The 23616-nt window shown below is 39.2% G+C and carries 19 protein-coding genes; 13 read left to right on the top strand and 6 right to left on the bottom strand.

Annotated elements, in window-relative coordinates; translation table 11 throughout:
- From HMPREF2867_RS09370 to HMPREF2867_RS09400, 7 genes are all read left to right on the top strand, one after another.
- Nucleotides 1–221 (top strand): N-acetylmuramoyl-L-alanine amidase family protein (locus HMPREF2867_RS09370; protein ID WP_141751024.1); only part of this gene is annotated, 221 nt, incomplete at its 5' end.
- Between the two features lie 119 nt (nucleotides 222–340).
- A complete protein-coding gene (locus HMPREF2867_RS09375; RefSeq protein WP_070577211.1) occupies nucleotides 341–4054 on the top strand; it encodes a pullulanase in 3714 nt (1237 codons plus the stop codon).
- 250 nt (nucleotides 4055–4304) lie between these two features.
- Nucleotides 4305–5177, top strand: coding sequence for an iron uptake system protein EfeO (efeO, locus tag HMPREF2867_RS09380; RefSeq protein ID WP_070577212.1), 873 nt, complete (start codon nucleotides 4305–4307; stop codon nucleotides 5175–5177).
- Between the two features lie 5 nt (nucleotides 5178–5182).
- A complete protein-coding gene (gene efeB / locus HMPREF2867_RS09385; protein WP_013990616.1) occupies nucleotides 5183–6388 on the top strand; it encodes an iron uptake transporter deferrochelatase/peroxidase subunit in 1206 nt (401 codons plus the stop codon).
- Nucleotides 6366–8051, top strand: a complete 1686-nt coding sequence (locus HMPREF2867_RS09390) for an FTR1 family iron permease (RefSeq protein ID WP_070577213.1) — start codon at nucleotides 6366–6368, stop codon at nucleotides 8049–8051. The genes efeB and HMPREF2867_RS09390 overlap by 23 nt, the downstream gene beginning before the upstream one ends.
- On the top strand, nucleotides 8038–8766 hold the full coding sequence (tatC, locus tag HMPREF2867_RS09395) for a twin-arginine translocase subunit TatC (protein WP_070577214.1): 729 nt from the start codon (nucleotides 8038–8040) through the stop codon (nucleotides 8764–8766). Before HMPREF2867_RS09390 ends, tatC begins: the two co-directional genes overlap by 14 nt.
- A 12-nt stretch (nucleotides 8767–8778) precedes the next feature.
- Complete coding sequence (locus HMPREF2867_RS09400) at nucleotides 8779–8967, top strand: twin-arginine translocase TatA/TatE family subunit (protein WP_002890941.1); 189 nt, start codon at nucleotides 8779–8781, stop codon at nucleotides 8965–8967.
- Between the two features lie 135 nt (nucleotides 8968–9102).
- On the opposite strand, the gene HMPREF2867_RS11090 is transcribed toward HMPREF2867_RS09400, so the two are convergent.
- The 5 genes from HMPREF2867_RS11090 to HMPREF2867_RS09420 all read right to left on the bottom strand — a co-directional run bounded on the left by HMPREF2867_RS11090 (nucleotide 9103) and on the right by HMPREF2867_RS09420 (nucleotide 14061).
- On the bottom strand, nucleotides 9103–9195 hold the full coding sequence (locus HMPREF2867_RS11090) for a type I toxin-antitoxin system Fst family toxin (protein ID WP_004182539.1): 93 nt from the start codon (nucleotides 9193–9195) through the stop codon (nucleotides 9103–9105).
- A gap of 158 nt (nucleotides 9196–9353) precedes the next feature.
- Nucleotides 9354–10490: an ABC transporter ATP-binding protein gene (locus tag HMPREF2867_RS09405; protein WP_002890942.1), complete on the bottom strand. Its 1137-nt coding sequence runs from the start codon at nucleotides 10488–10490 to the stop codon at nucleotides 9354–9356.
- Nucleotides 10491–10505: 15 nt separating this feature from the next.
- Nucleotides 10506–11342, bottom strand: a complete 837-nt coding sequence (locus HMPREF2867_RS09410; RefSeq protein WP_070577215.1) for a sugar ABC transporter permease — start codon at nucleotides 11340–11342, stop codon at nucleotides 10506–10508.
- Nucleotides 11342–12700, bottom strand: coding sequence for a carbohydrate ABC transporter permease (locus HMPREF2867_RS09415; RefSeq protein ID WP_070577216.1), 1359 nt, complete (start codon nucleotides 12698–12700; stop codon nucleotides 11342–11344). The genes HMPREF2867_RS09410 and HMPREF2867_RS09415 overlap by 1 nt, the downstream gene beginning before the upstream one ends.
- A gap of 113 nt (nucleotides 12701–12813) precedes the next feature.
- Entirely contained in the window at nucleotides 12814–14061 is a 1248-nt protein-coding gene (locus HMPREF2867_RS09420) for an extracellular solute-binding protein (RefSeq protein WP_070577217.1), read from the bottom strand.
- Between the two features lie 180 nt (nucleotides 14062–14241).
- Here HMPREF2867_RS09420 and HMPREF2867_RS09425 point away from each other — a divergent pair, with 180 nt between their 5' ends.
- From HMPREF2867_RS09425 to glgP, 3 genes are all read left to right on the top strand, one after another.
- Nucleotides 14242–15246: a LacI family DNA-binding transcriptional regulator gene (locus HMPREF2867_RS09425; RefSeq protein WP_070577218.1), complete on the top strand. Its 1005-nt coding sequence runs from the start codon at nucleotides 14242–14244 to the stop codon at nucleotides 15244–15246.
- 253 nt (nucleotides 15247–15499) lie between these two features.
- The gene (malQ, locus tag HMPREF2867_RS09430; RefSeq protein WP_070577219.1) at nucleotides 15500–16999 is read left to right on the top strand and encodes a 4-alpha-glucanotransferase; all 1500 of its coding nucleotides are present in this window, start codon (nucleotides 15500–15502) and stop codon (nucleotides 16997–16999) included.
- Between the two features lies 1 nt (nucleotide 17000).
- Nucleotides 17001–19262, top strand: a complete 2262-nt coding sequence (gene glgP / locus HMPREF2867_RS09435; protein ID WP_070577220.1) for a glycogen/starch/alpha-glucan family phosphorylase — start codon at nucleotides 17001–17003, stop codon at nucleotides 19260–19262.
- A gap of 108 nt (nucleotides 19263–19370) precedes the next feature.
- On the opposite strand, the gene HMPREF2867_RS11095 is transcribed toward glgP, so the two are convergent.
- A complete protein-coding gene (locus tag HMPREF2867_RS11095; RefSeq protein ID WP_083306767.1) occupies nucleotides 19371–20498 on the bottom strand; it encodes a hypothetical protein in 1128 nt (375 codons plus the stop codon).
- A gap of 123 nt (nucleotides 20499–20621) precedes the next feature.
- On the opposite strand from HMPREF2867_RS11095, the gene HMPREF2867_RS09450 reads away from it, so the two are divergent.
- The 3 genes from HMPREF2867_RS09450 to HMPREF2867_RS09460 form a co-directional block, all read left to right on the top strand.
- Nucleotides 20622–21611, top strand: coding sequence for a lipoate--protein ligase (locus HMPREF2867_RS09450; RefSeq protein WP_037599820.1), 990 nt, complete (start codon nucleotides 20622–20624; stop codon nucleotides 21609–21611).
- 267 nt (nucleotides 21612–21878) lie between these two features.
- The gene (gene xerS / locus HMPREF2867_RS09455) at nucleotides 21879–22949 is read left to right on the top strand and encodes a tyrosine recombinase XerS (protein ID WP_070577221.1); all 1071 of its coding nucleotides are present in this window, start codon (nucleotides 21879–21881) and stop codon (nucleotides 22947–22949) included.
- A gap of 258 nt (nucleotides 22950–23207) precedes the next feature.
- A partial coding sequence (locus HMPREF2867_RS09460; RefSeq protein WP_141751022.1) for a helix-turn-helix domain-containing protein occupies nucleotides 23208–23616 on the top strand: 409 nt, incomplete at its 3' end.

Genomic DNA, 23616 nt, shown 5'->3' on the forward strand with positions numbered 1-23616 from the left:
TCCAGTCCAGCCTTATTAATGCGACTGGCGCTCAGAATCAGGGCGTGAAACGTCAAACCTTTGCAGTCTTGCGTGAAACGACAGCGCCAGCAGTTCTCCTTGAACTTGGCTTCTTGTCAAATCCTCAAGAAGCAGCCCGCTTGAATACCTCTGCATATCAAGAGACTTTAGCTAACGCAATTGTGGCAGGGATTAAGCGTTATTATTCTGTTTATAACTAATAGATTGAGAGAATTTTATAGTTCTCTCTTTTTTTATTTTAAAGGAGCGAAAACGCTTGCATAAATCTAATCTAAATGGTATATTAAAAAACATGAAAACGTTAACAAAAGGAGTTAGTATGAAAAGAAATACTCAAGCTAATGATGAAAAAGTTCTTCGTTATAGCCTTCGCAAGTACAAGTTAGGGTTGGCTTCTGTAACCATTGGAGCTGTTTTTTTGAGCTTTGCTGCTACTCATGGAGTCAAGGCAGAAGAAGTAGTGTCAACACCTGCCTCAAGTACACAGGTAGAATCAGCTGATTCTAGTCTTACCACCAGTAGTCTAGTAACTGAAACGCCAACAGCTCCTCTAACAGCTGAGAATACCACAGTGTCCAAGGAAAATGAGCCAGTTTCTCTTCCAGCAGAAAATACTAGCCGTACTGAGCCTACCAACCTAACTGAAACTAGCGAAAACACGCCAAAAACAGTAAGTACTAATAATAGTCAAGCTCTCACTAATGCATCTGAGGAACCTATTGCTGAGGGGACTATTCGCTTGCATTTCCAAGAGTTGCCAAGTCAGGATAAGGCATCACTTGGGCTTTGGACTTGGGATGATGTGGAGACGCCATCATCTCAGAAAGGTGCTTGGCCAACAGGGGCAACCTCATTTACAGAAGCGAAACAGGATGATTATGGTGTTTACCTGGATGTGAAGTTGTCTTCAACACCTAAAAAACTTAGCTTCCTTATTAATAATGCTGCTGGAACGAACCTTTCAGGAGATAAAACTGTTGAAATTCTAAGTCCTCAAATGAATGAGGCCTGGATTGACAAGGATTTTCAAGTTTACAGCTATCAGCCCATCCCTCAAGACCACGTTCGTATCAATTATTTCCGTACGGATGGCGACTATAGTAATAAGTCTGTATGGTATTGGGGAGATGTAAAGGATGCCCCAAGTAATTGGCCTGATGGTGTCAATTTCCAACCAAATGGTAAGTATGGTGCTTATTTAGACATTCCGCTAACCGAGGCTGCTAAATCTATCGGATTTTTACTCTTAGATGAGAGCAAAACAGGAGATGATGTGAAAATTCAACCAAATGATTATAAATTTAGTGACTTGAAAAAAACTCGTCAGCTTTTCGTACGAGATACTGATACGACAGTCTACACCAACCCTTACTTTGTCAAGGATGTGCGTTTGACTGGAGCTCAGCAGCTTAGTCCAAGCCAAATCGAACTTAGCTTCACCAATTTAGAAGATGTTTCATCTGAAGATATTCTCAAAGACCTCAAGGTGACAGACAAGGATGGTAACAGTGCAACTCTTAAACAGCTTAACTTGGATACTAAACTCAAAAAAGCTACATTAACAGGTGATTTTGCTGCGGAAAATCTGCCTTACAAGGTCACTTTGGGCAATGATAGTTTTAAAACGTCTGAGAGTTGGCAATTGAAGGATGCGCTCTACAGTTACGATGGTGAATTGGGTGCCCGTCTTCAAGAGAATGGTACTAAGGCACATGTGACACTTTGGTCACCAAGTGCAGATCAAGTAGATATCATTGTCTATGATAAGAATAATCAAGACATGGTTCTTGCTGAACATGCTCTAAGCAAAGGACTTCGAGGGACTTGGCAAGCTGACTTGCTTGCGACTGATCTTGGTTTGGAAAACTTAACAGGTTATTTCTATCAATATCGCATTAAACGTGGTGATCAGTCTGTAATCGTTTTGGATCCTTATGCTAAGTCTTTGGCTGCTTGGAATAGTGACGATACCAGCAAGGGACCTGAACACAAGATTGCCAAGGCTGCCTTTGTAGATCCTGCTAATTATGGACCAAAAGATCTTGACTACGCTAAGATTCCAAACTTTAAATCTCGAGAAGATGCCATCATTTATGAGGCTCATGTCCGAGATTTCACCTCTGATAAGGCTATCTCAGCTGAATTGAAACACCAGTTTGGGACTTTCGCAGCCTTTGCAGAGCGTTTGGATTATCTTAAAGATCTCGGTGTTACCCATATTCAGCTTTTACCAGTATTAAGCTACTATTTTGTCAATGAAATGCAAAATGGGAAGCGTTTGGATGCCTATGCATCAAGTGATAGTAACTACAACTGGGGCTATGATCCACAAAACTATTTCTCTTTGACGGGTATGTATTCTGAAAACCCAAGTGAACCAGCTAAACGTATCGAAGAATTCAAGAATTTAGTTGCTGCTATTCATGCCCACGGTATGGGCGTTATCTTGGATGTGGTCTATAATCATACAGCTAAGACAGCTATTTTTGAAGACCTTGAGCCAAATTATTATCACTTTATGGATGCTGATGGCACTCCTCGTTCGAGTTTTGGAGGGGGGCGTCTAGGCACGACTCACTATATGAGTCGTCGTATCTTGGTTGATTCGATTGCTTATCTTACTAAGGAATACAAGGTGGATGGTTTCCGTTTTGATATGATGGGTGACCATGATGCTGAAAGTATCGAGCAAGCTTATCATGCTGCACGTGCCCTTAATCCAAACCTCATTATGCTTGGTGAGGGCTGGGTGACTTATACTGGCGATGAAAATAGCCCTGTTCAGCCTGCCGATCAGTCTTGGATGAAAGACACAGATACCGTAGCTGTATTTTCAGACGATATTCGAAACACCCTCAAATCAGGTTATCCAAACGAGGGGACACCTGCCTTTATCACAGGTGGCAAACGTGATATTAATAAGGTCTTTGACAATATCAAGGCACAACCAACTAACTTCGAAGCTGATTCTCCAGGTGATGTGATTCAATATATTGCTGCTCACGATAATTTGACCCTTTTTGATATTATTGCCCAATCAATCAAGAAGGATCCAAGCAAGCCTGAGAATAATGCTGAAATTCATCGTCGCTTGCGTCTAGGAAACCTCATGGTATTGACTGCTCAGGGAACACCATTTATTCACTCTGGTCAGGAATACGGCCGCACCAAACAGTTCCGTGATCCTGCCTACCGTTATCCTGTGTCTGAGGACAAGGTGCCGAATAAGTCACATCTCTTAGTGGATGAAAAGGGCAATCCATTTGACTATCCTTACTTTATCCATGATTCTTATGATTCTAGTGATGCCGTCAATCATTTTGATTGGACTAAAGCAACTGATAGTCAGGCATTCCCAGAAAATACGAAAACTCGCGCCTTTACCAAAGGGTTGATCGCCTTACGTAAGTCGACAGATGCCTTCAATTTCAAATCAAAAGCAGATGTAGATGCACGTCTAACGCTATTGACAGTTCCTGGTCAGGACAATGTCGCTCAAGAAGATTTGGTATTGGGATACCAAACTATTGCTTCGAATGGAGACCGTTACCTTGTCTATGTCAATGCTGATAGCAAGGCTCGTCAGTTTGATTTGAGCAAGATTACAAATAGCCTATCCTATCTGGTTTTGGCAGATGGCAGTCAAGTCAATTTATCCGGAATTAGTGAGTTATCAGGTGTTGCAATCAACAATCACATCTTGACCTTGGATCCACTAACAGCGACTATTATTCGTTTGACTAATGCTAAAACACCAACTGAGGCAGTAGATCAGCCTTCTGAAAAGACCGGGTCATTTGGTGGTAAAAATACTGAGGCAACTAAAACAAATGTCAAGGCTTCAGGTAAAGAGGACCTTGTTGGAGATGCTGAACTTGTTAATCGTGATAATGGTCAGGCTAAGACTGAAGCTAGTCATCAGACTGATAAACAACTGCCATCCACTGGTGAAAAGACAAATCGTGGACTCTTTGTAGCAGGTCTGCTAAGTATTCTTAGTCTAGGATTCCTTCGAAAACGTCGTACAAAATAATAAGTAGCAACAGGTTATTTCCTGTTGTTTTTCTTTTATTTAGAATCATTCTTATCTGCTCTTTAGAATAGTTCTTAAATAGCCTAAAACCGTTGACAGTGCTGGTTTCTTCTGTTAGTTTAGATATTGTTCTCTTACATACGAGAGATCATTATTGACTTATCATCGTTCGTTTTTTATTAATGATAAAACGACGATTCACATATATAACGACAAATGTCGAACACTATCTTGAAAATAGGAGACATTCATGAAAAAACTTAGCAAACTTGGTGTTGTTCTTTTGGCATCAGGACTTTTATTGACGGCTTGTGCCAAATCTGGTAATTCAAGTCATTCAAGTTCAACTAGCTCAAAACTCACAGCCAGTGAGCAAAAGCAATTGAAGCAGGCCACAAGTGATTACAAGACTTTCGTAGAAGGCGAAATTGATCAGCTTTTGAAAGATACTGAAGGATTCAGTGAAACCCTCAAGTCAGGAAATCTTGAAGAAGCCAAGAAACAATACCCATTGATTCGTATGGCTTACGAGCGTTCAGAGCCGATTGCAGAAAGCTTTGGTGAGTCTGACGTGAAAATCGACTACCGTTTGGTTGATTACATGGACGAAAATAAATCAGAAGACGGTTGGTCAGGGTTCCACCGTATCGAACGTATCATGTGGCAAGACAACACGACAGAGGGTACAGCTGCCTATGTAGATCAGTTGGTTAACGATATTAAGGAACTCAAAGCTAAAATTGCAACTGTTAAAGTTACCCCAGATATCATGTTGACAGGTGCTGTTGACCTTCTGAACGAGGTAGCAACTCAAAAGATTACAGGTGAAGAAGAGGTCTTCTCACACACTGATCTTTACGACTTCCGTGCCAATATTGAGGGAGCGGAAAAAATCTTTGAACTTTTCAAGCCGTTGATCCAAAAGAAAGATGCTAAACTTGTTAAGACTCTGGAAACTGAATTCAAGAATGTGAATGGTCTTTTGGACAAACACATGACTGATGAGAAAAACTATAAGTCTTATACAGATTTGAGTGAGGCAGATACTAAGGAATTGGCCGAAGCTGTGACTAAACTTGGTGAACCATTATCACAAATGGGTGTTATCCTAGATGGGAAATAAGAAAAATGACTGACGAAAAATTTTTAGATCAAAAAATGGACCGTCGTGAATTTCTTAAAAAAGCAGGTATTGGAGGGGCTGGGCTTGCGCTTGGTCTTTCTGGTGCATCTGCTTTTTTCGCTAATCAGGATAGTTCAAGTAAAAAGGCTTATGATGGTGATGAAGATATTAGCTTCTTTGGCAAGCACCAGGCTGGGATTACGACTCCTATGCAGAAGGCTTGCTACTTGGTGGTGCTAGATCTTCATACAACCGATAAAAAAGAAGTCATCCAGCTTTTTAAAGACTGGACAGATTATAGTAGTAAATTAGTAGAAGGTGAGCTAGTAAAAAAGGATGGTTCTAATGCCCTCTTGCCTCCTACGGATACAGGCGAAACGGTGGGACTCAATCCCTATCGCCTGAGTCTGACTTTTGGAGTTTCGGCTGATTTTCTTAAAAAACTTGGTTTAGAATCCAAACGTCCTAAGCTCTTCCGTGATTTGCCTCCATTTCCTAAGGAGCAGTTGCAGGACAAGTATACGGGTGGTGATATCGTGATTCAAGCCTGTGCGGACGATGAACAAGTAGCTTTCCACGCTGTCCGCAATCTGATTCGTAAAGGTCGTAATAAAATTACCATGAAGTGGAGCAAATCAGGTTTTGCTGCAATTGGAGACCGCAAGGAAACGCCTCGAAATCTCTTTGGCTTCAAGGATGGTACTGCTAATGTTACGACGGAAAAGGAATTCGACAAGGTTGTCTGGGCTGATAGTAAAGATTGGATGAAGGGTGGTTCTTATATGGCTCTTCGTCTGGTACAGATGCACCTTGAAACTTGGGATCGTACCAACTTGCAGGAACAGGAAAACACCTTTGGTCGTTACAAGGAATCAGGCGCACCTTTTGGAAAGAAAGATGAGTTTGATGAAGTAGATTTATCTAAACTTCCTGTAGATTCGCATGTGCGTTTGGCTAAAGAAGTAGACCTTCCTATCTTACGTCGTTCATATTCCTATTCAGATGGCATTGATGAGAGAACTGGCCAGTTTGATTCAGGTTTGATTTTCATTGCCTACCAGAAGGATCCAGACCGTTTTGTTAAAATTCAGACTAATCTTGGTGCTGTAGACAAGATGAACGAGTACATCACCCATATCGGAAGTGGGCTCTTCGCTTGCTTTGCTGGCGTGGAGAAAGGAGGCTATCTTGGTCAAGCACTCTTTGAATAAGCTCCTCGTTTTACTTGGGCTTTTAGCCTTATTCTGGACCTATCCAGTAGCTGCTGAATCATACAGTGACCTCTATATCAAAATTACAGATGCCACAACAGCTGTTCAAAATAAAGATCAAACAAAAGCTAAGGAATTGGTTGCTGAGATTAAGACTGATTTCGAAACAAAAGAAAATCACGATTCCAAGGCTGGTAAAAAAGTTAGCAAGGCTCTTGATATTAAAGGTGACGTGACAGAAGAGGCCCTAACCTCCATTTCGTCAGCCCTTCTTAAATTTGAGAAAGAGCAAAATCCTGTTGATTTAGATGCCGAAAAGCAAAAACTTGAAACACGCCTAGAGCCTTATTTCAAAAACTTACAGGATGCCATTACGGCCAAAGACCTGGCTGCAACACGCAAAACTTACAGTGAATTAAATAATGCTTGGACGAGAAATGAAGCTGTTGTCCGTGACCACAGTACTGCCTACTACGGCAAGATTGAGACGGCCATTTCACTTTTGCGAAGTAGCATTGAGACGGAGCCTACTGATTTCACCAGCATCCAGTCATCTTATGATGATCTCAAGGGCGGGATTGATGACTTTATCAAGGGTGTCCCTCTTGATAGCACAAGCTCAAGTTTAACCCTAAAAGATGGTATTAAGCTCTTGGAAAAGGCTCTAGCTCAATTCCAAGCAGGTGATGAAAAAACGGCTGCGGCAACTATGAAGAAGTTCATCACTATCTGGCCAACCATTGAAGGCGATGTAAGCACAACTAATCCAAGCCTTTATACGCGTGTGGAAAGTGAAACACCTGTTATCATGGTTAAGGGAAAAGAAAAAGCTTATCAGGACAAACTACAAGCCTTGATCACAGACCTATCTGCTATTGATACAAGTGCTTCTTATAATGCCTTTGATGCCATGTTGATTCTCTTACGTGAAGGTGTTGAAGCCCTCCTCATTGTTATGGCCCTTGTGACAACTCTTAAGGCAGCCAAGATGCGTAAGGGACTCAAATGGGTTTATAGCGGAGCTATTGCTGGTGTTCTTGCCAGCGCAGTTATAGCTGTTATCTTACAAGTTGTCTTTCCAGCTGTGACCTCGGGGGCTAACCGTGAAATTATTGAAGGTGGCGTTGGTATCTTTGCAGTTGCGATGATGATTCTGATTGGAATTTGGCTCCATAGCAAGTCTTCAGTCAAACAGTGGAATGACTTTATGGATCGCCAGATGAAGACGGTGACGGCTACTGGAAGCTTTGTGTCCATGTTTGCACTCAGTTTCTTGGCTGTCTTCCGTGAAGGTGCCGAGACTATTCTTTTCTATGTCGGTATTGTCCCACGTATCACGACAGCTAATTTCTTGATTGGTATTGCTTCAGCCATTGCAGTTCTTGTTATCATTGCTGTGGCTATGACTAAAGCGGGTCACTATATTAAACCGCACCGCATTTTCTTTATTTTGACTTGGTTGATTTATGCCTTGGCCTTCAAGATGCTCGGTGTCAGTCTTCATGCCCTTCAGTTAACTAATATGATGTCTAATCATTTGATTAGTGGTTTCCCAACAATTGATTGGGCTGGTATCTATCCAAGCTGGGAAGTCTTGATTCCACAACTTATCTTTATTGCTATTATTGCCTTTGTGACGGTGAAACAGCATGGCAAGAAATAAAGATGAGATGACTATTGTTGAGCATCTGGTGGAATTTCGGAGACGTTTCATTGCAGTAGTGTTATGCTTTTTCCTAGTTTTTTGTATTACTCTGTTGTTTGCTGGGCAACTCTATGCTTATCTAACCAGAGGATTTGACAAGCCTTTATTAGTTCTAGGGCCTAACGATATTCTTTGGATTTACATTAACCTAGCAAGTCTTATGGCTTTTACGGTGACGCTGCCTTTTACCACTTACCAGACTTGGCAGTTTGTGAAACCAGGTTTAAGGGACAATGAAGTGCGTGCTATCTTTGCTTATATCCCAGCAACTTTTGTCTGTTTTGTATTGGGCTTGGCTTTTGGTTATTATTTTGTGAGTCCAGCTATCTTAGAAGTGCTTTTAAAACTAGGCGAAGGGCTCTTTGATACACAAATTACAGCACAGAACTACCTTAGTTTCTTACTGCATACGACAGTGCCTTTGGCTGTTCTCTTTGAACTTCCCGTAGTTGTGAGTTTTTTGACATCTATCGGCATAATAACACCAGTTTTTCTGACACACTATAGACGCTACGCTTACTTTATTCTCTTGGTTTTGGCGGTCATTCTAACACCAGCTGACTTTATCAGTGACCTGGCCATGACGGCACCCTTAATCTTGCTTTATGAAGTTAGCGTAACTCTAAGTAAGTTCATTTATAAACGTAAACAAAGAAAATATAAAGATAAATAGAAAGGAAATCTCATGGGAATTCTACGTGATATTGGAGCACCAGGACTTATCATTATTGTCCTAGGAGCCCTCCTCATATTTGGTCCTAAACGCTTGCCAGAACTCGGGCAATCCATCGGTAAAATGCTAGCCGAATTTAAAGCAGCTGTAAATAAGACTGATGAAGATAAAAAGGATCAAGAGACTGGGAAGAAAGACTAGTTCCTAGATACTCTATTTTCTTGACAATTCTAAGCTTTTATGACATAATACACCTGTATTGAATAGTAAGTCTATATCATAGGCAAGAAAAGACCCCAAGCTAACTTCCACATAAGCTCGGGGTCTTTTTTAGCACTATCTATCCTTGTTTAACCACTTGTCGATCAGACGAAGGATAACACCGACCACAATAGGTCCGATGATAGTTTTGAATAGTAAATCCATCATAGGCAAACTCACCTCCCTTCGTAGGCGGTGTCGAGGTGCCAAGGGATATTATATCATAGATTGAGAGAGTTGTTTAGTGAGTGTCAGGAAGTAAAAGTTAGAAGGTAGTTTAATTATGCCATACAAAAAATCAGCTCAAGAAGGCTGATTTTTTTATTTTACAAACTGATACGTTTTTCTGTCTCAGCGTCGAAGAAATGACCTTTTGCAACGCTGAAAGTAAGGTTTACTTTTTCACCTGGATTGTGGAAGTCACGCGCATCGACACGGGCAGCAAATTCAGTTTCTCCAAGTTTTAGGTAAAGCATTGTTTCTGCACCAAGAAGCTCTGAAACGACGACTTCAGCATCTACATTGGCATCTGGATATACTTCTTGAACGATTGGACGGCTTGAAACATCTTCAGGACGTATACCAAAGATAACTTCTTTGCCTTGATAACCTGTTTCTTTCAAGATTTTAGCTTGACCTTCAGAAATTGCAATATCCAAGCCTTCAGAGTTAGTGATACGATTGCCATCAACCTTAACATTAAAGAAGTTCATAGCAGGACTTCCGATAAATCCAGCAACAAATTTGTTGGCTGGTTCATTGTAAAGTTCCTGAGGTGTACCAATTTGTTCGATACGACCGATAGTACCAGAACCATCAGGGTTTTTAGTAGAACTCATGATAACGATACGGTCAGCAAGAGTCATGGCTTCTGTTTGGTCGTGAGTAACATAGATGGTTGTTGCGCCAATATTACGAGTAATTTTAGCAATTTCAGCACGCATAGTGACACGAAGTTTAGCATCCAAGTTTGAGAGAGGTTCATCCATGAGGAAGACTTTAGCATCACGAACGATGGCACGTCCCATAGCTACACGCTGACGTTGACCACCAGAAAGGTCTGCCGGCTTACGATCTAAGAACTCAGTCAACCCAAGGCTAGCAGCAGCTTCACGCACACGTTTGTCGATATCGTCTTTTTTATATTTACGAAGTTTAAGACCAAAGGCCATATTTTCATAAACAGTCATGTGTGGGTAAAGTGCGTAGTTTTGGAATACCATGGCAATGTCACGGTCTTTTGGTGATTTGTCATTAACCACTTCACCATCAATATAGAGTTTACCTTCAGTGATTTCTTCAAGACCAGCAACCATACGGAGAGTTGTTGATTTACCACATCCTGAAGGACCTACGAAAACGATGAATTCCTTGTCTTTGATGTCGATACTGAAATCTTCAACAGAGTAGTGAGTTGCATTTGGGTATTTTTTGTAAATTTTATCCAGTTTAAGAGTTGTCATATCATTTATCCTTTATTATTTAACTGATCCGCCGGTTACACCTTCAACATAGTATTTTTGCATGAAGATAAAGAGAAGGGTGATTGGGATGGCGATGATAATAGCACCTGCGGTAAATGGAAGGAACCATTCATTGATAGCGTCTTGGTTAAGCATTTGGAAGAGTCCAAGGGCAACGGTATATTTATCTTTAACGTCACCGAGGATAACAGATGCAAAGATGAAGTCTACCCAAGGTCCCATGAAGGCCATGAGGGCAGTGTAGACGATGATTGGTTTAGAAAGTGGCAAGGTAATCTTGGTAAAGATTTGAAGACGAGTTGCCCCATCAATCATTGCTGATTCATCCAATGAGTAAGGAATGGTATCAAAGAAACCTTTCGCAATGTAGAAACCAAGTGCTGCCCCAGCAGAATAAACCAAAATCAAAGATGTCAAGGTTTGTGTCAAATTGAGGGCCTTCAAAATATAGTAGACCGCAATCATAGACATGAAACCAGGGAACATGTTAAGTACAAGTGCCAATTTCAAGAAGCCATTTCTGTGTTTGAATTTAATACGACTAAGTGAGTAGGCCATCCCAACGGTAATCAAAGTTGAGAGGATACATGTACATGTGGCAACGATGAAGGTATTGATGAACCATTTTCCAAATGGATAAGCATCGCTGGTAAACAGTTTGATGTAGTTATTAAATGTGTAAGACTTAGGGAAGAAGTAAGGCACCGCATTGGCTCCTTCACCACGGAAACTTGTAAGGAAGATCCAGATAATAGGAATCAACCAGATAACAGCTAGAACTGTCAATAGAATATAAGTACCAGTTAGGTAAAGATTTTTCTTACGTTTCATTATTTAGCAGCCCCTTCCTTGAATGAAGATGATCTTGTGTAGGCCAAGAGACTGAATGTTGCAGAGATGGCGAAAATCAAGATACCGATAACAGATGCCAAGTTATAGTCTTTAGCGCTAACAGTCAGTTTGTAGAGCCAAGTTACCAAGAGGTCAGTTGAACCCGCTTGATAGTATTCAGAATTTTTAGGTCCACCACCAGTAAGGAAGTAGATAACGTTGAAGTTATTGATATTACCGATGAATTGTTGAATCAATGATGGCGCCATAATCAAGAGAATTTGTGGGAAAGTGATGCTCTTGAAGATTTGGAACTTGCTTGCTCCATCAATTTCAGCTGCTTCAATCTGCTCAGTTGGCAAGTTCATGATGATACCAGTTGCGACCAACATTGTGAATGGAATACCAATCCACATATTAACAAAGATAATAGAGAACTTCGCCCAGAGAGGATCAGTCAAGAACGGAATAGGTCCATTAGTGATATGCAAGGTTTGAAGTAAACCATTCAAAGGTCCATGGTCATTAAGGAAGTTACGCATCAAAAGAAGTGATACAAACTGAGGAACGGCGATAGTGATAACAAAGAGTGTACGCCATACTTTCTTGAATTTAAGGCCCTTAGTGTTGAGCAAGAGGGCAAGGACAATACCGAAGAAGAAAGTAGTTGCTGTTGCAGCAACGGCCCAAATCAAGGTCCAAGTCAAAAGTGGGAAGAAAGTACCAGCCATTCGACCTTGTAAAACTTCACCAAAACTTGAGAAACCAACCCAGTCAAAGAGTGATTTAGGTGCTGGGTGATTGTGGTCAAAGTTAGTAAAGGCCAAACAGATCATGTAGATCAGAGGCAAGATTGTGAAGAGCAAAACTCCAATCAGTGGGACAGTCATAAGACCCATGTGGAAACGGCCATCAGCCAAGGTCTTGAAGTCTTCGATAAAGTTAGGAACTTTACGTCCAGACTGTTTGAGAGCCATGAGATGACGAGCACTCTTAAGATTACACCAGTAAATATAAGCGAAGACTGCACAGAAGATTAATGAGGCAAGTCCAAAAATCAACATAAGCATTGAATTATCTCCAGCAACCTGAACTGTAAGTTTAACGCCATTAACTTCTTTAACGGCCTCACCTTGTTCTTGAGTTCCCAAAGTAATCATTCCTTGAAGAGCTGGGACAATTTGGATAACGAATGCTACTAAGAAGGCAATCTCAGAAAGGAGGAAAAGCAATCCCTTGGTAAACTGTTTGTTAACCAAGTTTGCTAATCCCATTACCAGAAAGGATAATTTGACATCCCATGTACCTTCTTTGAAGACTTGGCGCATAGGAGTTGTGTCGTAGATTGTTTGTGACATAGATATCTCCTCAGATAAATGTGTGATTAGTGATGGTTTCTATTTTGTCTACAATAAAAGATAAAGAGGATAGGAACTTGACCCACCTCTTTACCTTGTCATTGTTAGGATTCTTATTTAGCCGCTGCCAAATCTTTATCAAATTGTTGTAATTTAGTAAGGAATTGGTCTTCCTTGATTTTACCGTTATAAGCGTCACTCATAAGAGCAGCACTTTCAGTCCAGAAGACTGACATTTGACTAAGTTTAGGCATAACAGTTGTGTACTGCTCAGATGAACCCATAGTAATTACAGCTTGTGCAAGTGCATCCTTTTGAACAGCTTCAGAAGCTTGAACTTCTTTGTTGGCTGGGATGATGTGACGGTCTTCATTAGTGAATTGGTTATTTTGACTGTCTTTGCTTGTCAAAGCTTGTGCCAATTGGTAAGAAGCAGCAATACGTTCAGCGTTACCTTTAGATGGTGTTTGGTTAACTGCGTAAAGTTTTACACCCATGAAGGCTTTTTGTTGAACGTCTTGACCACCGATATTAACTGTTGGGTAAACAGCAATACCAAGATTGTCTTTACCGACAGCTTTAGCAGCTGCAGCGTAGTCCCATGGTCCTGATTGGAAAGCATCAACAGAACCATCTTCGAATTTAGCCATCATGTTAGCTGAATCAACATTAACAAATCCTTTGTTGTCTTTTTGAGCTGCGATGAATTTAAGAACGTTCACACCAGCTTCATTGCCCCAGTTAGTGCCTTTAACGTCTTCACCGTTAGAGCCAAAGAGTGTGTCACCAACTGAAAGGAAGAGAGGACCAGTTACATAAGCATTAACTTCTTTCAAGTTGCTACCAAATTTAGCTTTAGAAGTGATTGTTTCATATGATTTCACATCTTCTTCATTAAGTTTAGATTTGTTGTAGTATGTAACTTGAGTTTCGATACCGTATGGGAAGGCGTAAGTTTTACCTTTGTATTGAGCACCTACAGCAGCTTGTTCAGTATCTTGCTCAGCAATTTCTTTTGAGTATTGCTCTGGGATTTCTTGGATAGCTCCAGCGTCTACCAATTTACCGAGTTGGTCATGTGGAAGTGAGAAGACATCTGCAGCAGTAGAAGCGTCCTTAGTCAAGTTTTCTTGAGCATTTGGATCTTCCATTTCAACCATATCAACTTTGTAACCAGATTTCTTTTCAAACTGTGCTACTGTATCTGAGTAAGATTTCTTAGCACCAGTTGGTACCCAAAGTTTCAAAGTCTTGCTATCTGAGCTTGAGCTCTTGCTTGAGTTTGAGCCACAAGCTACCAAGAGCGATCCAGCCACAAGTAATCCAGCACTACCAAGTAATACCTTTTGCCATTTTTTCATTTCTATTTCCTCCAGAAATTTAGTTTACGATAAACATTATGCAACCGTTTCCACAATCTGTCAAGTATTTTATAAAAAAATTTTTAACTTTGTGCAAACGATTGCAAAACTAAATTGTTTCGGTTATAATTGTTCTTGTATTTTACGACTATAAATATTTATGAGAATGAGAGGAAAATAATGGCTACAATTAAGGATGTTGCCCAAAAAGCAGGAGTAAGTCCTTCAACGGTTAGTAGGACCTTAAAAGATAATCCAGCCATTTCTGAAGAAACAAAAAACAAGGTGCGGGCGGCTATGGATGAATTAGGTTATGTCCCCAATCTTGCAGCTCAGATGTTGGCAACTGGCTTAACTCATAGTTTAGGTGTGATTCTTCCTCCTTTGGCGAATAGAGAAAATATCAGTCAACCCTTCTATATGGAAATTCTAACGGCTATCAATGAAGAAGCAAGTCGCAATTCTCAGGTTGTCAGTATTGCCACAGGTGCTAGTTTGGATGAATTGGTTAAACAAGTCGAACTCATGCATCGCCAAAAACGAGCTGATGGTTTCATTATTCTCTACTCTGAGAAGAATGATCCTGTTAGATCCTATCTCCTAAAAGAAAAAGTTCCTTTTGTCGTCATTGGAGCTGCAGGTGATACAAAAGATAAGGTTACCTACATCGATAATGACAATAAGGCCTTAGGTAAGGAAGCAGTGACGTATTTATCATCTCATGGTCATAAAAAAATAGGTTTTATTACGGATGACCTTTTTGGTCAAGTAGGACAGGAACGTTATCGAGGTTATAAAGAAGCAGCAGATGAACTAGAATTAGAAATCTTACCTGAACTTGTATTTTCATCTAAAACAATCGATATGCTAAAGAAGGAATTAGATAGATTTTCTCCGACAGCTTTGATTGTCAAGGATGACCTTATCGCCCTTCGTCTCATTCAATGGCTAAACAATCAAGGGATTAGAGTACCTGAAGATTATGCTATCATTTCCTTCAATAATTCTACTTTTGCAGAAATCATGCATCCGTTCTTGACCACTTTTGATATTAATATCCAAGAACTTGCTAAAGAAAGTGTACAAAGTCTTATGGGACTCCTTAAGTCAACTAAGAACAAGTCACAGAAAGTCATCATTCCATTTAAACTTATAGAAAGAGAAAGCGTCTTAACGCATTCATAATATCTTAAGGAGAATCTAAGTAGTTGGTTAGTAAATTAGCCGGCTACTTTTTTATTTTATGTAAGATGACTATTTTCCGGAATTCACTAGAAGCCTCGGCTTAAAAACACTCTCTCAAATTGTAAGCGTTTGTTTTGCGAACAATTATTCAAGAAAAAATAAAAAAATTTCTATTTTTTTGCTAAAAATTCTTGACTTGTGCAAACGTTTGCATTATAATCATAAGTGTAAAAAATAATTTGAGGTAAACTTTATGAACAAACGAGCAAGCGGTGTATTGATGCACATCACATCACTTCCAGGTGACTACGGGATCGGATCTTTCGGTCAAGCAGCCTATGACTTTGTTGATTTCTTGAAAGAAACAAAACAAACATACTGGCAGATCTTGCCACTTACTACAACAAGTTATGGGGACTCACCTTATCAATCATTCTCTGCGGTAGCGGGGAACACACACTTCATCGATTTGGATTTCCTTATTCGTGACAAGTTTCTAACTAAAGCTGATGTTAAAGACGCTGACTTTGGATCAGATCCAGAGTTTATCGACTATGCTAAAGTTTATGAAGCACGTCGTCCAATCCTTGAAAAAGCAGTAAAAGCTATCTTGGCAGATAAAAAAGAAGCTAAAAAATTCGAAGCTTTTAAAACTAAAAATGCTAACTGGTTAGTTGATTATGCTGAATTCATGGCTATCAAAGAACACTTTGATAATAAAGCCCTTCAAGAATGGGATGATAAAAAAGCAGTTAAACGCGATGAAGCAACTCTTGAGAAACTTCGCAAAGAACTTGCTGATGTTATCACATATCACCAAGTAGTACAATACCTCTTCTTTAGCCAATGGGCAGAACTAAAAGCTTATGCTAACAAAAATGGTATTCAAATCATCGGTGACATGCCAATCTACATTTCAGCTGATAGTGTTGAAGTTTGGACTCAACCACATCTCTTCAAACTAGACGCTGAATGTAAACCGCGTTACATTGCAGGAGTTCCACCTGATAACTTCTCAGCAACTGGTCAACTTTGGGGTAACCCAATCTATGCTTGGGATAAACACAAAGCAGAAAATTATGCTTGGTGGGTATTCCGTATTCAAGAATCATTTAAACTTTATGATTACTTGCGTATTGACCACTTCAAAGGGTTCTCTGACTTCTGGGAAATTCCTGGAGGAGATGAAACTGCTGAAAATGGTGAATGGGTTCCTGGACCTGGTTATGACCTTTTCAAAGTGGTTAAAGAAGAATTGGGTGATCTTAAAATCATTGCCGAAGACCTTGGTAACATTGATGATAAGACACGTAAACTTCTTGCAGACTGTGGTTACCCTGGAATGAAGATTGTTCAATTTGGATTCTACGATACTACTGGAAATAGCATTGACATTCCACACGTATACACACAACATTCAGTTGCCTACACAGGTACACATGATAACGAAGTAATCAACGGTTGGTACGACAACTTGACGCAAGAGCAACGTGATTATACTGATGCATACATCAACCGTCGTCAAGGTGAACCAATCACACGTGCTCTTCTTCGCACCCTCTTTGCTACTGTAAGCAACACAGCTATTGCGACTATGCAGGATATCCTTGATAAACCTGAAAATAGCCGTACAAACTTCCCTAACACAGTTGGTCAAAACTGGAAATGGCGTATGCTTCCAGGTGAAATTACTGTCGACAAGAAAGAATTTTTGACAGACATTACAGAAAGATATAATCGAGGTAATAACTAAAATGGCTACATTTACACAATATGTTGAAGCAAAAAACAAAAATCTTAAGGACCTTTCAAACGAAGAAATCTACTATCTTTTGTTGGAATTCGTAAAAGAAGCAGCTGCTCCAAAACCTAAAAACGATAGCAAACGTAAAGTTTACTATATCTCAGCTGAATTCTTGATCGGTAAACTTTTGTCTAACAACTTGATCAACTTGGGTATCTACAAAGATGTTAAGGCTGAATTGGATGCTGCTGGTAAATCAATCAGCGAAATTGAAGACGTTGAACCAGAACCATCTCTTGGTAACGGTGGTTTGGGACGTTTGGCTTCATGTTTCATCGATTCTATGTCAACACTTGGCATCAACGGTGAAGGTGTTGGTCTTAACTACCACTGTGGTCTCTTCAAACAAGTCTTCAAAGATAACAAACAAGATGCAGAACCAAACTACTGGATTGAAGATCAATCATGGTTGGTACCAACTGATATCTCTTACGATGTTCCATTCAAAAACTTTACTTTGAAATCTCGTTTGGACCGTTTGGATATCTTGGGTTATAAGAAAGAAACTAAGAACTACCTTAACCTCTTTGATATCAATGGTGTGGACTACGGTTTGATTGATAAAGGAATCACTTTTGATCAAGACGAAATCCAAAAGAACTTGACACTTTTCCTTTACCCAGATGACTCAACTCGTAAAGGTGAGCTCTTGCGTATCTACCAACAATACTTCATGGTATCAAATGCTGCTCAACTTTTGATTGACGAAGCTATCGAACGTGGATCTAACCTTCATGATCTTCCAGATTACGCTTACGTACAAATCAATGATACTCACCCATCAATGGTAATTCCAGAATTGATCCGTCTTTTGACAGAAAAACATGGATTTGAATTTGATGAAGCAGTAGCAATCGTAAGCAAAATGGTTGGTTACACAAACCACACTATCTTGGCTGAAGCCCTTGAAAAATGGCCTCTTGACTACCTTGAAGAAGTTGTTCCACACCTTGTTGTTATCATCAAGAAATTGGATGCTATCATTCGTGAAAAATTCGAAGATCCACGTGTTCAAATCATTGACAAAGACAACCGTGTTCACATGGCACACATGGATATCCACTTCTCTACAAGCGTTAACGGTGTAGCAGCACTTCACACAGAAATCCTTAAATCTTCTGAGTTGAAACCATTCTACGACCTTTACCCAGAACGCTTCAACAACAAAACAAACGGTATTACATTCCGTCGTTGGTTGGAATTCTCAAACCAAGAACTTGCTGATTACATCAAAGAATTGATTGGCGATGGTTACCTTACTGACGCAACTCAATTGGAAAAATTGGCTGCCTTTGCAGATGATCCAGCAGTTCACAAACGTTTGGCTGAAATCAAATATGATAACAAATTGTCTCTTAAACGTTATCTTAAAGCTAACAAAGGTATCGATCTTGATGAAAACTCAATTATTGATACTCAAATCAAACGTTTCCACGAATACAAACGTCAACAAATGAACGCTTTGTATGTCATCCACAAATACTTGGAAATCAAAAAAGGAAACCTTCCAAAACGTAAAATTACTATCATCTTTGGTGGTAAAGCAGCTCCTGCTTACGTTATTGCGCAAGACATCATCCACTTGATCTTGTCACTTTCTGAACTCATCAACAATGATCCAGAAGTAAGCAAATACCTCAACGTTCACTTGGTTGAAAACTACAACGTAACAGTTGCTGAACACCTTATCCCAGCAACTGATATCTCAGAGCAAATCTCATTGGCTTCTAAAGAAGCTTCAGGTACAGGTAACATGAAATTCATGCTTAACGGTGCCCTCACTCTTGGTACAATGGACGGTGCCAACGTTGAGATTGCTGAATTGGTAGGACCAGAAAACATCTTCACGTTCGGTAAAGACTCTGATACAATCATCGACCTTTACGAAAAAGAAGGTTATGTATCACGTGATTACTACAAAAAAGATGCTAATATCAAAGCAGCTGTTGACTTTATCGTAAGTGAAGACCTCGTTAAAGTTGGAGATAAAGAACGCTTGGAACGTCTCCAAAAAGAACTTATCTCTAAAGACTGGTTCATGACATTGATTGACTTGGCTGAATACATCGACAAGAAAGAAGAAGTATACGCAGCTTACGAAGATCAAGATGCATGGAACAAAAAAGTTGTTTACAACATCGCTGAAGCAGGGTTCTTCTCATCTGACCGTACAATCGAACAGTATGACAAAGACATCTGGCACACAAAATAAAAATCTAGTTGCATAGAAGGAAACAAGATCAGAAATGGTCTTGTTTTTTTCATGAAAAAAACACAGCTAATTTAGATGGTTAGCTGTGTTTACATAAATTTAATTCTGTCAGTTATGATAATGATTCAATATATCATTAATATATGCTTCTTTATTTGATGCATCATAAGTTTTAGATGTTGAGTATTTTAGATAATGGATTTGATCTTTTGCAGTTCTGGATTCTTCTTGTAGGTATGAATCTGTTATGGTAATTTTAAAATTCTCGCTCTTACCTGTTAAATCAAGGCTTAGTGGAAAATTTGTAAATTCATCTGAGTAAAAGGCCATCTTGTAAAAGTTGTATTTGTCACCCCTAAAGCTATTTAAGTGAGGAAACGTTATATTGTACATTCCATCCCAGTAATCCCCATACTCTCTAATATCGTAGTCATCGAAGAAGTCTTGAATTCTTTCTTTGTTAGCATAATTCTTTTCAAAGGTAACGAAGGGAGTCTGCCAATCCCATATCGGAATGTCACCTTCATTTCCATAGATAATATAACTTTGCATTTTTCCTGATTTAGGATTTTTCAACTGAAACTGGTACTCTCTAACACCATCTTTGACAGCTCCAGTTTGATATAGGGTATCCCCAGGAACTATCAAAAAAAGAAAATCTCTTAGATATAATTCGAAGTCGGCATCCATTGTTTTATCATGTAATCCAGGGAAACGCTGAATTATTTGTCTGTAGTTCTCAGCATTAGAAAACCATTCTTTATCAAAGCCTGGACCGACTTCAAATACTTTATGATCGAAATAGTTTTGATATTCTTCATAATAGTTTTCAGTAGAGGTCACCTGTCCAAATGGTAAAGTCATATTGGTATTATCTGTAAAAGTAATATGTAAGAAAAGTCTTCGGGGATCAATTCCTTTATCAATATAATGGCCGACCTTATAGGCAGACAAATCATCTGGAAAATCGTCTTTTCCGAAGTGTAGAACCTCAATCTCAATATCTTTGACAACTTTTCTTTGAGGTATTATCTTCTTGACACTGTAATGATAAGCCTTGTAATAGTAATTCTCCTTATCATAGAGATAAGGCTTGTAAGCTCTTTGGTAGGCATTATAGAGAAAAATTCCAAGGGTTACAAAAAGAATCAGAGCTAAGGCTATTTTGAACTTTTTATTTATTTTATTAGTTAGCCTTGAGAAAAAGAGACTCAATTTACTAGGATTTTGTATCATGTCAAAACTCCCCACATATTTTATACTATTATATCATGAAAATCCTTATACCTAAGGCGTCTTCGTGTACTTTGTCACTGTTTTCCTTTATAATATAAGTATCACATTACAAGAGGAGAGCTAATGAAATATATCGTAAATACATCAAACGATCCTGCCTATAATATTGCTTTGGAAGCCTATGCTTTTCGTGAATTGGTGAATGAAGAAGAATTGTTCATTCTTTGGATTAACCGTCCAGCTATCATTGTTGGTAAACACCAAAATACCATTCAAGAGATTAACAAAGAATATACAGATGCTCATGGTATCAAGGTTGTTCGCCGTTTGTCTGGTGGTGGCGCTGTTTATCACGATTTGAATAACCTGAACTATACCATCATCTCTAATAAGGCAGATGAAGGTGCTTTTGACTTTAAGACTTTCTCTCAACCTGTAATCGCTACACTTGCTGATTTGGGAGTTAAGGCTGAATTTACTGGTCGTAATGATCTTGAAATCGATGGTAAAAAGTTCTGTGGAAATGCTCAAGCTTACTATAAAGGTCGTATGATGCACCATGGTTGCTTGCTTTTTGACGTTGATATGTCGGTTCTTGGTCAAGCCCTTAAAGTCAGCAAAGACAAAATCGAATCAAAAGGCGTTAAATCTGTACGTGCTCGTGTGACCAACATCGTCGACGAATTGCCAGAAAAAATCACTGTAAATGAATTCTCAGATAAAATCTTGGAAAAAATGAAAGAATTCTACCCAGAAATGACAGAATACGTCCTTTCTGAAAGCGAATTGGCTAAGATTCAAGACTCTTATGAGAAACAATTCAATACATGGGATTGGACTTACGGACAGTCACCAGAATACACAGTAGAACGTAATGTTCGTTACCCAGCTGGTAAAATCTCAACCTATGCCAACGTTGAAAATTCAATCATTAAATCTGTTAAGATTTACGGAGATTTCTTTGGTATCGGAGATGTATCAGATATTGAAGACTTGTTGGTTGGTGTACCTTACGAGTACGAAGATGTCTTGGCAAAACTTAAAACTATTGACACAACACATTATTTCTCACGTATGACAACCGAGGAGGTTGCAAAAGCTATCGTAGCTTAATCATTGTTTGAACAATCTGGAAAACTCCAGGTTGTTTTTTCTTGGGAAAAATCTTTCAAAGTGAAATAACGATATAGATATTTTCGCATTGGTTCTGGAAGTTAGTATCTGATTGACCTAGTGTGGTATTTTATATATTCAGATAGTAAACCTATAAAGCCTCTAAGAGAAAACATCCTATAACATCTTTCCGAAAAACTGTAATTTTCTTGAAAGAAAGATAAGGGTGTGATATACTTCTATTAAGTAATTTGGGAGAAAAAACAAATGAAACGTGAACTCTTACTCGAAAAAATTGAAGAATACAAATCTCTAATGCCCTGGTTTGTTCTAGAGTATTATCAGTCTAAACTATCGGTTCCATATTCTTTTACGACCTTATACGAATACCTTAAGGAATATAAACGTTTTTTTGACTGGTTGATTGACTCAGGTATTTCAGATGCTCATGATATTGCCTCAATTGACATCAAAACCTTGCAAAATCTAACTAAAAAAGACATGGAGTCATTTGTGCTCTATCTACGTGAACGTCCGTCCTTAAATACCTATTCCAAGAAACAGGGAGTTTCTCAAACAACCATTAACCGTACGCTTTCAGCTCTATCTAGTCTCTATAAGTATTTAACTGAGGAGGTCGAGGGTCCTGACGGTGAGCCATATTTCTATCGTAACGTCATGAAAAAAGTTTCGACTAAGAAAAAGAAAGAAACCTTGGCTGCGCGTGCTGAGAATATCAAGCAGAAACTTTTTCTAGGCGATGAAACCAGGGAATTTCTTGATTATGTCGAAAATGAATACGAAGTTAAGCTCTCAAATCGCGCAAAATCTTCGTTTTACAAGAATAAAGAACGTGATTTAGCGATAATAGCCTTGCTACTGGCTTCAGGGGTTCGACTTTCTGAGGCTGTTAACCTGGACCTTAAAGATATCAATCTGAAAATGATGGTCATTGATGTTACTCGAAAAGGTGGCAAACGAGACTCAGTTAATGTAGCAAGTTTTGCAAAACCTTATCTTGAAAATTATCTTAGTATCCGTGATAAACGCTATAAGGCTGAAAAGCAAGACCTTGCCCTATTTTTAACGGAATATCGAGGGGTTCCAAACCGTATTGATGCTTCAAGTATCGAAAAAATGGTTGCCAAATATTCTCAGGATTTCAAGATACGTGTGACTCCCCATAAACTACGACACACTCTGGCAACACGTCTTTATGATGCTACCAAGTCTCAAGTTTTAGTTAGCCACCAACTTGGCCATGCTTCCACTCAGGTCACTGATCTTTATACTCATATCGTCAATGATGAGCAAAAAAATGCTCTAGATAATTTATAATTACCCTAGTCTAACCATTCCTATTTGGAGTGGTTATTTCTTGGTTTACATAAATTTAATTATGCTAAAAGTATTTTATGATCATACATAAACATAACTAAATTTATGTAAAATATTACACACAAAAAACAAACTCTCCTCCATGGAAAGCTTGTTTTACTTATGATAAATTGTAAAATATAGTGCAACAAAAAAACTCATAGCCTTTCATTGGTGTAAACTGTAAGTAACCACACAAACAGAACCCGAGGAAACACTATGAGCTACTCCCATCTTACCATAACCGAGCGAATAAAGATAGAAGCCTATTTGGAATTAGGTTTGAAACCTTGCCAAATTGCCAACAAACTTGGCGTACATAGATCCACCATCTCAAGAGAGTTAAGACGATGCCAAAATGGCTATTCCGCAGCCTTAGCACAGGAACAGTACGACCACAGGGCTAAACAAAAAGGTCGGAAGTCTTGTTTGACACCAGAGTTGAAAAAGGAAATTGAGGACGGTTTAAAATCCTCTTGGTCGCCTGAACAGATTTGTGGCCGCTATCAGCTTGAACAAAAGCCAATGGTAGCTTTTAAAACCATCTATAACTGGCTCTACGCCGGTTTGATTGATCTGGATTTAAGCGTCCTGCGTCGTAAAGGAAAGACTCGACAACCCAAAGAAA

Source organism: Streptococcus sp. HMSC064H09 (assembly GCF_001812625.1).
GTDB lineage: Bacteria > Bacillota > Bacilli > Lactobacillales > Streptococcaceae > Streptococcus.